This is a genomic window from Acidiphilium cryptum JF-5, assembly GCF_000016725.1.
Classification (GTDB): Bacteria; Pseudomonadota; Alphaproteobacteria; order Acetobacterales; family Acetobacteraceae; genus Acidiphilium; species Acidiphilium multivorum.
Window position 1 is genome coordinate 570,647 of sequence record NC_009484.1, and the last position, 12,822, is coordinate 583,468.

Below are 12,822 nucleotides of genomic sequence, written 5' to 3' on the forward strand. Positions count from 1 at the left end.
CGCTTTCGACAATATACGGAGCGTGCCTCCGTTTAGCAATGGGAGAGTTCGGCACGATGCAGATCGCCGGTCGCAAGCCAAGATCGGATGCGCAGCGCAACCGCGAGCGACTCGTCGCGGCGGCAAAGGAGATACTGGGGCAGGGCGGTCCGGAGGCGAGCCTTGAAGCGGTCGCGCGGCGTGCGGGCCTCGGCATCGGCACGCTCTACCGCCATTTCGCGACGCGCGAGTCGCTGTTCCTGGCGGTCTACGCCAGCGAGGTTGCACAGGCGACGGAGACGGCCACCGAACTGGAATCAGCCGGCGACGGGCTGGAGGCGCTGCGGGCGTGGATTCACGGAATGGTCGGGCTGGTCGAGACCAAGCGAGGCCTGATCGGCGCGTTGTCGGTGGCGATGACGGAGGAGGCGAGGGCACAGTATTCCGAGGTGTCCGCGCCGCTGATCGTCGCGATGGAGCGCCTCGTGGCGCGGGCCCAGGCGGACGGCTCGGTGCGGGCGGATGTCACCACGCAGGAGATCATGTCGACGGTGTTCGCTCTGTGTTACGCGCGCCAGCCCGATCCGGGCTGGAAAGTCCAGGTGCTCCGTATCATCGATATCTTCGTCGACGGGCTGCGGCCTCCGATGGCGCGCGGCGGCTGATCGCCAGCGAGCCTGCCGGCCGGATGCGCGAGATGATCGCGTCTTGTCCGGCGTGCATGAGAGTCCCCAGATATCGTGCGGATCTCGGCGTGATGCCCTGAGCCGGTTGAGGACAACGAGAAAGACGAAACCATGATACCCAGAGAACCGGTCTTCCTTTTCGACCTTGATGGGACGTTGGTCGACAGCGTTTACCAGCATGTCCTGGCCTGGAAGGACGCGCTCGATGCCGAGGATATCGACCTTGCCGTCTGGCGCATCCATCGGAAGATTGGCATGAGCGGCGGACTCTTCACGAACCAGCTCCTCCGCGAGACCGGGCTGGAGATCAGCCCGGAACGCATCGAGCGCCTCCGTCGGGGCCATGCCGAATCATATCGGCGTTACGGGAAACGGATTCGTCCTCTCCCGGGTGCGAGGGCACTTCTCGATCATCTCACCGGGTCCGGCGTGCCCTGGGCGATCGCGACCAGCGGGCGCATGGAGACGGCCGCGGTCAATCTCGAGGCGCTGCAGGTGGACCCCGAGCAGGCGGCGGTGATCACGCGCGATCAGGTGAACCACGCAAAACCGAACCCGGATCTCTTTCTCGCCGCGGCGGAGCGGCTCGGCGCGGCGATCGAAGCGGCGGTCGTGGTGGGCGACAGCATTTGGGACATGCTCGCGGCGGCGCGCTGCAAGGCCCTGGGTGTCGGGTTGCTGAGCGGGGGGTATGGCGCCCATGAGCTGCGGGAGGCTGGCGCGATCAGGGTCTACGAGGACCCCGCCGATCTGCTGCGCCATATCGACGAGATCGGTGGTCGCCGGTGACATCCGTGCCTGACCGGCCCCGACCCGCCGGATTGTGCCCGTCCCATGATCCTCACTGAAGGCGGCGTTCCGGAGAACGAACCCGGTTCGACGGTGAGGCTGCACGATGGGCGGGCGCTCGGGTATCTCGATGTCGGCGCGGCGGAAGGTCCACCGGTCTTTCATTTCCACGGGCACGGTTCTTCGCGGCTGGAGGCCCTCGTGCTGGCCGATGCGGCGCGGTCGGCCGGCCTTCGTATCCTCGCATTCGACCGTCCCGGTATCGGACGCTCCGCCCCCCGACCGGGCGACAGGCTTCTCGATTGGCCGGCGGATATTCTGGAGGCGGCCGATCTTCTCGGAATCGGCCGGTTCGCGGTGCAGGGCATGTCGGCCGGAGGGCCTTATGCGCTCGCCTGCGCGAGGGCTTGCCCCGCCCGCATCACGGTGTGCTCGCTGGTCAGCGCCCTGCCGCCGCCGGCGATCGCGCGTCGCTCAGGGCCGCTGAAGCGACGGCTCGCCTGGTGGATCGCGTCTCTGTTCCCGCGCTATCTGCGGCGCCGGCTCAGGCAGTTTCGACCGGACGGCATTCCGACGAGGGAGATGATCACTGCCCGGCTCATGCGCATGGCGCACTGGCTGGGCGGCGAGGATCTGGCCCTGATGCGAAACCCGGCCATGCTCGACCTGATGGCGCGGACGATGACCGAGACAGCCTTGCAGGGCGGCGCCGCGAACCGCACCGAGATCGAACGGCTGGCCCGGCCCTGGGGATTCAGGATCGGAGACGTGCCCGTGCCGGTCCTGCTGTGGCATGGCGGCGAGGATCGGATCCTGCCGGTTGAAGCGGCACGCCTCATGGCTGGGCGGCTCAGGCAATGCGCCGCCACCTATTATGACGGGGAGGGGCATTTCTCGGTTCTGGTGAACCGGTCGCACGATCTGATGTGCGCGTTGAGGGCGCACGCGAGATAGGCTCGCCGGCACCTTGGCGAGCGTTGCGATCGGGCGGAAAGGACGTCGTCAGACGAGGGGCGCGCGGCTCACCGGTCCGCGACCCGGATCCCGTCCTGGCGCATCACGCGCCGGGAGGTTCCGATGGCGGCCGCGATCTGTGCCTTCGAGGCATGCGCCGCGCCCGCGCCGAGCTTCACCTTGCCATCCGGCTCCGGGATGGTGATCGGCTCGACCAGAACCCGCGCAACGCCTTCCCGGATCATGCCGAGGCGGATCGCGACCTCCGGACTGACATCGAGCATGCGGCTTTCGACATTCGGCCCCCGGTCGGCGACCGTGACGGTCGTGCTCGTGCCGTTGGACAGGTTGACGACCTTGGCAACCGTGCCGAGCGGCAGCGTCTTGCTGGCGGCCATCGGCGCGTGCGGATTGAAGCGCTGGCCATCGGCGGTGCGCCGGCCGGCAAAACGGCGGGCGTAATAGGAGGCCTTGCCGGTCTCGTTGCGTCCCGAGAGATCGAGCGGCGGGCGGAGAACGGCCGGCACCGCGACGGGAGGCATCGTACTCAGCCGTTTTGCGACGGTCAGCGCGGGAAGTGCCTGCGTAGGCGGTTCGGCAGGCGGCGGCATGGCGAGACTGGCCTGCGGCGCCTTGGCGGCGCATGCGGCAAGCCCTGCCGTACAGAGAATGATCGCGCCCATCCTGAGCCATGCTCCGGACCGACGCTCGACCGCGACATTCTGCTCTCCCGACTCAAGGGCGCATCTTGGTGATGTGTCCATGGGCAGAGGTTATGAGGAAGATGCATGGCCGAAATGTGGCAGGGTTTGGGCGGGCGGAAACGTCGGCGTCCGGGCGGCGCGTGTTCAGCGCGAGGGCGGCGTATGCCCGACCGCGCCGTGGACCAGGAGATGCCGAAGCCGGAACCCATGGCTGGCGGAGAGACGTTCACCCACGCGCAGCCGGTGGCATTGGCAGACCGCCGCCTCGTAGCACAGAAGACAGGATGGCTTCGCCGAGGCCAGTTCCGCGGCCTCCGCCAGCGCGAACGCAGCTTCCGGCGTAGCCAGACGGTCGTCGACAATGCGCCAGAACTCGTCCCACCGCCGACGACGATTGGCCTCGCGCCCCGCTGCCGGCGTGCCCAGCGCCCGCAGGTGGTGGTAGCCGATTCCAGCCGCATCGAGACCGGCGGCGAGTTGTCGCTTCGAAAAACCCGCGCGCCGCGAGAGAGGCAGGTCCCTGACATCGATCACCTGGCGAACGCCGGCTTCGCGCAGGCACCGCACGAAATCATCAAAGCCGCATTTTTCGTAGCCGATCGTGGCCAGTTCATCGGTGTCCATGGGCGGAGTATAGACACCGGCGCGGCGAAGTCGAACGCCGAGCCCGGTCACCCGCGATCACGGAAACTGCCCAAGCCCGCCAGCCGCCGGCGGCGGTTGCAAAACCGGAGTTGCCACCGGATATGTGCGGCGACGGGCTATCTTTCAGGACTGCCGGACTTGAGCGAAAGGCCGATTTCACAAGTGCGATCGGGGCGGGGCGGCGCCTGCTGCCCTCGGCGGAGGACGATCTGACATGGGACGCATCATCTGGCTCGCCTCCTATCCGAAATCCGGCAACACCTGGCTGCGGGCTTTCCTGCAGAACTATATCCTCGATGAGGGCCGGCCGCAGGACATCAATCGGCTGACCCTGCTTTCGACCGGCGAGAGCGGAGCATCGCTCTACCGGCCTTTCATGGCCGAACCGGATGCGACGCTGTCGGCCGAGGCGGCCGCCCGCCTGCGTCCCGCCGTTCACCGCGCGATCGCCGGCGCCGACCCGCAGCGGGTCTTCGTCAAGACGCACAATGCCAATGTCGACCATGCGGGCACGCCGCTCGTGACGGCCGGGGTCACCGATCGCGCGATCTATCTGGTGCGGGATCCGCGCGATGTCGCGGTTTCCTATGCGCATCACCTCGGCGTTAGCCATGACGCATTGATTGATCTGATGACGGACGATCGCGCGGTGTCGGGAGACAACGTCCACAAGGTGACCGAATTCGTCGGCTCCTGGAACCGGCATGTGGAGTCATGGACCGCGCACCCCGCCTGGCCGACAATGGTGTTGCGCTATGAAGATCTGCTCGCCGATCCGGCCGATGGTTTTGGCGACGTGATCCGCTTTCTTGGCGCGGAGCCCGATCCCCCCCGCCTTGCCCGCGCGATCCGACACAGTGCGTTCGACGTCCTCGCCGCACAGGAACGTGAACGGGGTTTTGTCGAACGGCCGGGGGCGGCGGCGCTCTTCTTCCGCAACGGGCGCGCCGGACAGTGGCGCGACGTGCTGTCGGATCGGCAGAGCCGCGCGGTGGAGCACGCCCAGGCGCCCCAGATGCGCCGCTTCGCCTATCTCTGAACAAGGTCGGGGCAGCGCTCCTCGCCAACCCGCGCAGGACGGCTCCGGCATCACTTTGGGCTTTCTGCGTCGATGAAATCGGATCATGGTGCGCAATCAGGCAACTTGTTCCATTTGCCCAACCGGAGACCCATGCGGGAGATTCTTGTGCTCGCGGATGCGATCCTTGCGGTGCATGTGATCGTCATCCTGTTCAATGTAACGGGGTTGGTCGTGATCCCTGTCGGTGCGCGCCTCGGCTGGCGGGTCATTCGCGTTGCGTGGCTCCGGCTGCTTCATCTTGCTCTTCTCGCGGTGGTTGCCGGCCAGGCGGTGGCAGGCCGTGCCTGCATCCTGACCATCTGGCAGCAGGATCTGGCGGGCGGCGCCGGGACCGTGCACCCGCTGATCATGCAATGGGTCGATCGGCTGATCTATTGGAACCTGCCAATGTGGTTCTTTCAGATCCTCTACTGCGCCGTGTTTCTCTACGTTGTGGCGCTGACCGTCTATGTGCCGTTCTGGGGAACGGCGACGCGAAACCGGTAGATCACCTTGCGAGCCGACCGGTGTGGGGGCCATCGGGGCTGACCTGCCGGTCGTTTGCAGAGGGTTGGTCTACCGCATCCTCGAACGAAACGAGATGGTTTCGCCATCAACGGCAAACCGGCCGAAGCCGCGATGATGGAGTGTTCGCGCGTTCCGGCGTGCCGGGTCGATCCACCCCTTGATGACCTCGAGCACGAACATGTCGTAGCGTCTGACCAGACGCATATCGATGCCGCGGCATTCGAGGTTGACGAAGCATTCGGCGATCAGCGGCGCGGTCACGAGCCGGGCCGGCCTTGCCGTCAGACCGAATCGCGCAAACTTGTCGACGTCACGGCCGGAACAGTTGCCGATGCCGACCACCGTCGAAGCCAGTTCCGCCGCTGGAATGGCGATGACACATTCTCCCGTCCTGCGCAGGGCGGCAAAGCTGTAATCGCCCTCGCCGACAATGCAAGCGATCAGCGGCGGTTCGAACTCCACCATCATATGCCAGGACATCGTCATCACATTGAGGTGTCCCCGCTCTGCTGTGGTGAGCAGAACGACGGGCCCGGGCTCGATGAATTGGTAGACCCTGGCGAGCGGAAGATCCCTCATCGCCGTACCTTTCCACGGCTTCAGCGCGGCGTGGTCATGCCGTATGCCCGCAAAAGAGCCTCGAACACCTCGGGCGGCAATGATTTGCGTCAACCAGGTGCGACATCTTCATGCCAACTCACCGGACGCGCGGTGCCGGGGCTGCGGGCGAAGCGCATCGGCGATCATTCCGGAAGCCTCCTGGCCAGCCGTGATCGTTCGTCGCAGCTTCAGAAATCCTCCCAATCGCCGGCATCGGCGCCTTCGAGGTGCCGCTTAGGGGCGGCAAAGGGGGCCGGCTTTGCCGCGGGCCGCGGCGGCGTTACCGGCAGTCTGCCCGGTGAGGCGGGGGCGGGCGATGTGCCCAGATCGAACCGCCCGATCAGCTGGGTAAGCTGCTCGGCTTCCTGAACGAGGCTGTGGCTGGCAGCCGTTGATTCCTCGACCATGGCCGCGTTCTGTTGCGTTGCCTGATCCATCTGGCTGACGGCGGTATTCACCTGCACCAGCCCGGTCGACTGCTCCTGCGCCGAGGCGGCGATCTTCGCAACGGAGTCGTTGAGTTCGGCGATCTGGCGGACGATCCGTTCGAGAGCCTTGCCCGTCTCGTCAACAAGGTCCACGCCCGCGACAACCTGCTGGTTGGAGGCGGAAATCAGTGTCTTGATCTCTTTCGCGGCATCGGCCGAGCGCTGCGCCAGCGCCCGAACTTCGGAGGCGACCACGGCGAAACCGCGCCCCGCTTCGCCGGCCCGCGCCGCCTCGACACCCGCGTTCAGCGCCAGCAGGTTGGTCTGGAAGGCGATCTCGTCGATCACGCCGATGATGTTGCCGATCTGCTTCGATGAGTTCTCGATTTCCCCCATCGCCCGCACCGCCTGCGACACAACGGAGCCGCCATGCTCGGCGTCCTGCTTCGCGGTATCGACGATATTTCGGGCATGCACCGCTGCGTCCGCGGTATTGCGTACCGTCGTCGTGATTTCGTCGAGTGCTGCGGCAGTTTCCTCGAGGGTCGCGGCTTGCTGCTCGGTGCGGCGAGCCAGATCGTCCGCAGCGCTGGAGATCTCGCCGCTGCCGGAGCGAATGGCCGAGGCATTTGTGGCAACCACGCGCATCGCGTCCTGCAACCTTTGCATCGCGCCATTGAAGTCTGTCCGGAGCTGTTCGTATTCCGCTGCGAAGGCGGCGGTCAGTCGGAACGTCAACCGGCCGGCCGAGAGTTCCTCCAGGCCATGGGCGAGAGAATCGACCACCGTGGCGAGCTGCTGCGCGGCGGCGGCGCGTTCCGCCTCCGTACGAGCACGCTCGGTTTCGCGCTGCCGTGCGGCTGCCGTGGCATCGTTTTCCAGCCGCGCCTTCTCGATGCCCGCGGATTTGAAGATCTCGACCGCGCTCGCCATGCCGCCGATCTCGTCGGTCCGGTCGGTGAAAGGCACATCAACGCTGGAATCGCCCGTCGACAGCGCCTTCATCACCGAGGTCATGCGCTTGAGGATGTTCGCGATGTTTTTCTGCATGTAAATCATGAGCAGAAGAAAGGCGAACAGAACCGGAATGAAGATCGCGGCGAAACGCAGCACCCCGTTCCAGAAATTCGTTCTGAGATCACTGATGTAAAGACCGGACCCGATCATCCAGTGCCAGCCCGGCACCTCCGCCATGTAGGAAATCTTGGGCTGGGGAGTCGAGGATCCCGCTTTCGGCCAATAATATTCATGAAAGATCGGATGACCGCTCGCCGCTGCCTGCATCAGTGGGCGGATCACGTAATGACCGTATGGATCCTTCACGTTCTCCAGATTTTTCCCGATCACCGACTTTTTCGGATTTGCCAGCGCAACGCCGTGCCGGTCGTAGACGAAGAAGTAGTTGCCGTGATCGAAGCGCGCCGCGCCCAGAGCCTTGAGAGCGAGGGACTGGGCCTTCTGTTTCGTGATCACTCCCTGATCCGCGAGATGGACATAGGTTTCAGTCGAGGTGACGGCGCTCGCGACCAGTGCTCTGGCCTGGGCTTCCTTAGAGTGTAACTCCATCTGGTATGAGTCGAACAGGTTCAACGCCACCGCCGCGACAGTGATTGCGACGCCAAAAGCACCGAGCATGGCGAACTGATAGCGGATCGAGAGCTTCTTGAGCACGAACAATCTCCCAACGACGACGAGCGCCTCATTTGCCTGCAAAAGATTAAGAAAGAATATCCGGGATCGATACGAGGCGCGTGTCGGTTCTCGTGCCGGAACCAGCCGCTGTCAGCGGGGCCGAGTCGCCCGTGCCGGCCGTCCTGTCATCGGCTCAGCGCGGGGCGGTGAAGTGCTTTTATGGCAGGATATATAACTTATTCTCAATTTATGAACACCTTCTGCACCTGTTAGAAAAATATCTTCTCGGGCGGCGTTCAAGTGCGAATATTTTCAGAATCAACGCGATAAATATTGGCTGGTGTGCGATGTGGATTTCCCTTGGTTCAAATTTTGTTGTTATTGTTTCTTTCCCAATGTATCATGACGTTCGTGGAATTCGACATCATCGAGAGGTTGATTGATCGCACCACATACACGGCACCGGTCAGACAATTCGGTTCGTTGATGCAACTTTGGTCAAAGATGAACAAGAGGGAGAGACGCCGGGATTGTGGTTTCCACGTGTTGGCGTGGTATCATGAAATAGTAAGGACGCTGCGGCATATCGGAGCGCTAGAGATTGACCATGCGCGCCGGAGCTTGCCTCCTGTCACCCGCGAAAGCAGGGGAAGCCCGCTTGCCGTCTGACGATACGGAAACGCGGCGCCTGGCCGCCCTTGGCCGTTACGATATCGTCGGCACACCGGCGGAGGAGAGCTTCGATCGCTTTGCCCGCCTTGCGGCGCATGGGCTCGACATGCCGATCGCCACGGTATCCTTCGCGGATGCCTCCCGTCACTGGCTCAAGGCGAAGGTCGGCACCGATCTTGAGTGCATGCCCCGCGGCACCGTATTTTGCGAGCACACGATCGGCACCGACAGTCCTCTTGTAGTGCCGGATGCCCGCGAGGACGAACGCTTCCGTGACAATCCGCTCGTCGCCGATTTTCCCCATATCCGGTTTTACGCGGGTGCGCCGATCATCACGCCGGACGGCTATCGTATCGGCAGCATGTGCGTGCTCTCGCCTGAGCCGCGTGCGGAATTCGATGCGTCCAGCCGGAAGTTCCTCACAGAACTCGCCCAGTCGGTGATGACCGAACTCGAACTGCGGCGGCTGAACCGGGAGCAGGCGAAGGTATCGGCCGATCTTGCGTTCTGGAACCGCCTTTCCGAGGCGATTGCCGATGCGGCGAATTTCGACGCCGCTCTCGATCATGCCCTGGCCTGTTGCGCCGAACGCGCCGGTGCGGCGATCTGCTTTCTCGTCGCGTTTCATCCGGCATACCGGATGCTGGAATACGTCAAGTCGCATATCGCTCAAGACAGTGATCTGGCCGACTTTGACATGACCCCTTGGTTTGCCGGCCACCCGGTCGACACCATCAGTTTCGGCGCGGCCCTCGTCGAGGGGCGGATGTATGACAGCGGACCGATGATGGACGCCGATCCTGGGCCGGCGTACCCGCGCCTGCGCGAACTGGTCCGCGCCGGCATCCGCCGGCAGGTCGTCCATCCGTTCGATCTTGCCGACCGCCGTTTCGGTCTGGTGCTCGATTTCAGGAGCCCGGCGATCGCGGAGGAAACGCACGGCCTGATTCTGGAATTCGTCGCCCGCCTGACCCCACTTCTGCTCGGGCGGCTGCGGGAGGACGCGCTCGAGCGTGCCAACCGGGCCCTGCGGACGATCCACGAAGCGACCGAAGCCTTTGCGCACGCCACCACCGCGCAGGCGGTGTTCGACGCGGCCTGCCGGCTTGCGGTCGAGACCGGAGGTTACAATACGTGCTGGGTCGGTCTGGCGCAGCACGATCCTGAGAAATCGGTCAGCCTCGCGGCGAGCGCCGGGCGTGGAACCGGGTATGTCGCGCAACTTCGCCTGTCCTGGGCGGATGTGCCCAACGGCCGGGGGCCCGCCGGCACCGCAATCCGCGAACGCCGGATCTCCCGTTGGCGCGACATTGCGGTCGATCCCCGTTTCGAGCCCTGGCGGCACAAGGCGCTCGCCTCCGGGTTCCGGTCCTGCATTTCGCTGCCGTTCGGCGGGGCCGGGATTCCGGCAGCCGGCGCGCTGACTCTCTATTCCTCGGACCCGATGGCCTTTGGAGAGGAGGAGCGCGATCTCCTCGTGGAACTGACCGCGAACATGACCAAGGCTTTGCAGGCGTTCACCACGCGGCAGGAACGCGACGACGCACTGATGGCCCATTCGATGAGCGAGCGGCGGATCGACCGGCTGCTCGCCGCGACTGGCGTCGTCCTCTACGCTCTTGCCCTGCACGGCGACGAGGCCGTTCTGGTCGACATGAGCGAGAATATCGTTGACATGCTCGGCTACGCCACGGGGAATATCCGAGGACTCGACTGGTGGCGAAACCACGTGCACCCCGAAGACCTGCCGCAGGCGGCCCTCGGTGTCCCGCGCACGGTCGAGAGCGGGCAATTCGTTCATCGCTACCGTATCAGGCACCAGAACGGCGGCTATCGCTGGATCCATGACGAGAAGACCTTGCAGCGTGATGCCGCCGGCAATCCGGTGGGTATCGTCGGTGTCTGGATCGATATCACCGAACGCCGGGAGGCGGAGGAACAGATCTATCGGCTTGCGCATATCGATCCGCTGACCGAGTTGCCGAACCGGCGTCTGCTGAACGAGCGCTTGCGCGAGGTGCTGATCGAGGCGCGCCGGACCGGCGTGCAGGGAGCATTGCTGTTCATCGATCTCGATCGGTTCAAGACGATCAACGACATGCTTGGCCACTCGGCGGGTGATTCGGCGCTCCGGCAGGCTGCGCAGCGGCTCCGCCAGGCGGTCCGCGCGGCCGATACGATCGCCCGTGTCGGCGGCGACGAATTTGTCGTTCTCATTGCGGATGCCGGCAGCACGGTCGCCGATGCGGCCGATCATGCCGCCACGATCGCCCGAAAGATGATCGACGCGCTCACGGCAAGGCCTATCTCGATTGGCGAACGTGAGTACCATCTCGGCGCCAGCATCGGCTTCACGATGTTTCCGAAGCCGGATGACACGATCGATACCCTGATCCGCGAAGCGGACACGGCGATGTATCAGGCCAAGGCCGGAGAAGCCGATGTCGTCATGTTCCGGCAGTCGATGCATCTGTCGATCGTGGCGCGCCATGCCATCGAAGACGAGATCAGGAGTGCGCTGAAGGCTGGGCGGTTCGAGATCTGGTTGCAGGACCAGGTGGAGTTGGGGGGGAAGCCCGTCGGCGCGGAAGTCCTTCTGCGCCTGCGCGATCGTGATGGTCGCATCGCCGTCCCGTCCGAGTTCATCGGCATTGCCGAATCATCCGGGCTGATTGTTCCGCTGGGCCGGTGGCTGTTGCGCGAGGCGTGTGCGCTGCTGGCACGAGCCCATCGCGACCGGCCGGACTGGCGGCTATCGGTCAATGTCAGCCCGCGACAGTTCCGCGATCCTGCTTTCGTCACCGACGTGATTGCGGCCCTCGACATCTCCGGCGTGCCGGCGGACCGACTTACGCTCGAGATTACCGAAAATCTGCTGATCAGGGATACATTCGAGATCGCCCGGATCATGGGGATTCTGGCCGATCGCGGCGTCCGCTTCTCGGTCGACGACTTCGGGACCGGCTATTCAAGCCTGCACTACCTGCGCCAGTTGCCGATCCACGAAATCAAGATCGACAGAGGTTTCATCGGCCAGGTGCCGGATGATGCGTCTTCCGTGGCGATCGTCGAGGCGATCCTCGCCATGGCCCGGCGGCTCGATCTCGATGTGGTGGCCGAAGGGGTCGAGACGCCGGAGCATGTCGCCTTCCTGAAGGCGCGCGGCTGTCCGCGGATGCAGGGTTATTTCTTCGCCTGCCCGATACCCGTCTCGGAGTGGCTGGAACGGTCCGCTCACACGCCGGACGCCGGTGTGGCCAACGCCCGCCGATAGATTTGGCGGATCGCGACGGCTGACGTCGTTCACGCTGGCGGCGTGTCACCGCTTGACCGGCGGGACGCGGCGCCCGCAAATCGATAAGCGGATGTTAATAAGTCTTTACTATTGTCGGAACACCGGACCGGCGGGCCGTTGCTGCCTTTCGGAGGCTGGACCGTCATGATGCGCCGATCGGGAGTTGCGGATGATACCTCGCCGGATTCACCAGTTCTGGCTGATTGACCTGTTGCGGGCACGACGGAGGCGCTTTGGCGGTGGTTCTCCCTGGGAAGAGGGCATGCAGGAGGAACTTCGCGCGAACCATCTCGAATGGAGCCTGCATCATCCCGGATTCGAAGTGAAACTCTGGTCGCTCGACGAACTTCTCTCGCTCTGTCGTGTTGGCGGTTTTACGTGGGTCGCTCAGGTGCTGACCGCCGATGCACCCGTGCCATTGCAACTCGATCTCATACGATTTTTCCTGCTTGAGCAACTCGGCGGCATCTGGGCGGATCTGACGGTTCGGCCGGTCGGGCCCATGCCTGCGGCGCTTCTTGCCGCGGAGTTCGTGGCAATAGGCGTGGATGGCGGCGCGCCGGTGTTTGATCAACGCTTCCTCGCCGCGCGCCCGGGCCTCGAGTGCTTCATGCGCGCGACCGACAAGGTCATGCGCGGCGGGTTCGATGAAGCGCGGCGGATGAGCGGTCAGGACGCGCTAGCAGCCGCATTCGCCGCGAGCCGTCGGCCTGTCGCGGCTTGCCTCTTGAGCGAGCAGGACACCTGGGGATCGCTGCTGGAACGACGCAGCCTTGACCGCGACGCGGATTGGTTGCCCGATCCCATGGCCACGCTGGAGGTGAACGCCGCACGGCCGACTCCGGCCTGA

12 protein-coding genes are annotated in these 12,822 nt (G+C 64.5%); 8 read left to right on the forward strand and 4 right to left on the reverse strand.

The genetic code is table 11. The features are described 5' to 3' along the window. The first annotated feature begins 56 nt into the window (after nt 1–56). From ACRY_RS05015 to ACRY_RS05025, 3 genes are all read left to right on the forward strand, one after another. Nucleotides 57–644: a TetR/AcrR family transcriptional regulator gene (locus ACRY_RS05015; protein ID WP_231295345.1), complete on the forward strand. Its 588-nt coding sequence runs from the start codon at nt 57–59 to the stop codon at nt 642–644. 132 nt (nt 645–776) lie between these two features. Beyond that, the gene (locus ACRY_RS05020; RefSeq protein ID WP_011941574.1) at nt 777–1,454 is read left to right on the forward strand and encodes an HAD family hydrolase; all 678 of its coding nucleotides are present in this window, start codon (nt 777–779) and stop codon (nt 1,452–1,454) included. A gap of 45 nt (nt 1,455–1,499) precedes the next feature. Further along, nucleotides 1,500–2,408, forward strand: coding sequence for an alpha/beta fold hydrolase (locus ACRY_RS05025; protein WP_011941575.1), 909 nt, complete (start codon nt 1,500–1,502; stop codon nt 2,406–2,408). Between the two features lie 68 nt (nt 2,409–2,476). On the opposite strand, the gene ACRY_RS05030 is transcribed toward ACRY_RS05025, so the two are convergent. Next, the gene (locus tag ACRY_RS05030; protein WP_011941576.1) at nt 2,477–3,091 is read right to left on the reverse strand and encodes a septal ring lytic transglycosylase RlpA family protein; all 615 of its coding nucleotides are present in this window, start codon (nt 3,089–3,091) and stop codon (nt 2,477–2,479) included. A 165-nt stretch (nt 3,092–3,256) separates the two neighbouring features. Beyond that, on the reverse strand, nt 3,257–3,787 hold the full coding sequence (locus tag ACRY_RS05035) for a DUF488 family protein (protein WP_011941577.1): 531 nt from the start codon (nt 3,785–3,787) through the stop codon (nt 3,257–3,259). A 184-nt stretch (nt 3,788–3,971) separates the two neighbouring features. Between ACRY_RS05035 and ACRY_RS05040 the strand changes: the two genes are divergently transcribed. Next, nucleotides 3,972–4,796: a sulfotransferase domain-containing protein gene (locus ACRY_RS05040; protein ID WP_011941578.1), complete on the forward strand. Its 825-nt coding sequence runs from the start codon at nt 3,972–3,974 to the stop codon at nt 4,794–4,796. Between the two features lie 132 nt (nt 4,797–4,928). Continuing rightward, nucleotides 4,929–5,324 (forward strand): DUF2784 family protein, encoded by a 396-nt coding sequence (locus ACRY_RS05045; protein ID WP_007422136.1) that lies wholly within the window; start codon nt 4,929–4,931, stop codon nt 5,322–5,324. 69 nt (nt 5,325–5,393) lie between these two features. On the opposite strand, the gene ACRY_RS05050 is transcribed toward ACRY_RS05045, so the two are convergent. Both ACRY_RS05050 and ACRY_RS05055 read right to left on the reverse strand, forming a co-directional pair. Continuing rightward, nucleotides 5,394–5,924 carry a flavin reductase family protein gene (locus tag ACRY_RS05050; protein ID WP_011941579.1) on the reverse strand — a complete coding sequence of 177 codons (531 nt, stop codon included), beginning with the start codon at nt 5,922–5,924 and terminating at the stop codon, nt 5,394–5,396. A gap of 209 nt (nt 5,925–6,133) precedes the next feature. Then, complete coding sequence (locus ACRY_RS05055) at nt 6,134–8,044, reverse strand: methyl-accepting chemotaxis protein (protein ID WP_011941580.1); 1,911 nt, start codon at nt 8,042–8,044, stop codon at nt 6,134–6,136. An 80-nt stretch (nt 8,045–8,124) separates the two neighbouring features. Here ACRY_RS05055 and ACRY_RS18950 point away from each other — a divergent pair, with 80 nt between their 5' ends. From ACRY_RS18950 to ACRY_RS05065, 3 genes are all read left to right on the forward strand, one after another. Further along, entirely contained in the window at nt 8,125–8,448 is a 324-nt protein-coding gene (locus ACRY_RS18950) for a hypothetical protein (protein WP_011941581.1), read from the forward strand. A gap of 215 nt (nt 8,449–8,663) precedes the next feature. After that, nucleotides 8,664–11,951 (forward strand): EAL domain-containing protein, encoded by a 3,288-nt coding sequence (locus ACRY_RS05060; RefSeq protein WP_043509060.1) that lies wholly within the window; start codon nt 8,664–8,666, stop codon nt 11,949–11,951. A 283-nt stretch (nt 11,952–12,234) separates the two neighbouring features. After that, nucleotides 12,235–12,822, forward strand: coding sequence for a hypothetical protein (locus ACRY_RS05065; RefSeq protein ID WP_043509062.1), 588 nt, complete (start codon nt 12,235–12,237; stop codon nt 12,820–12,822).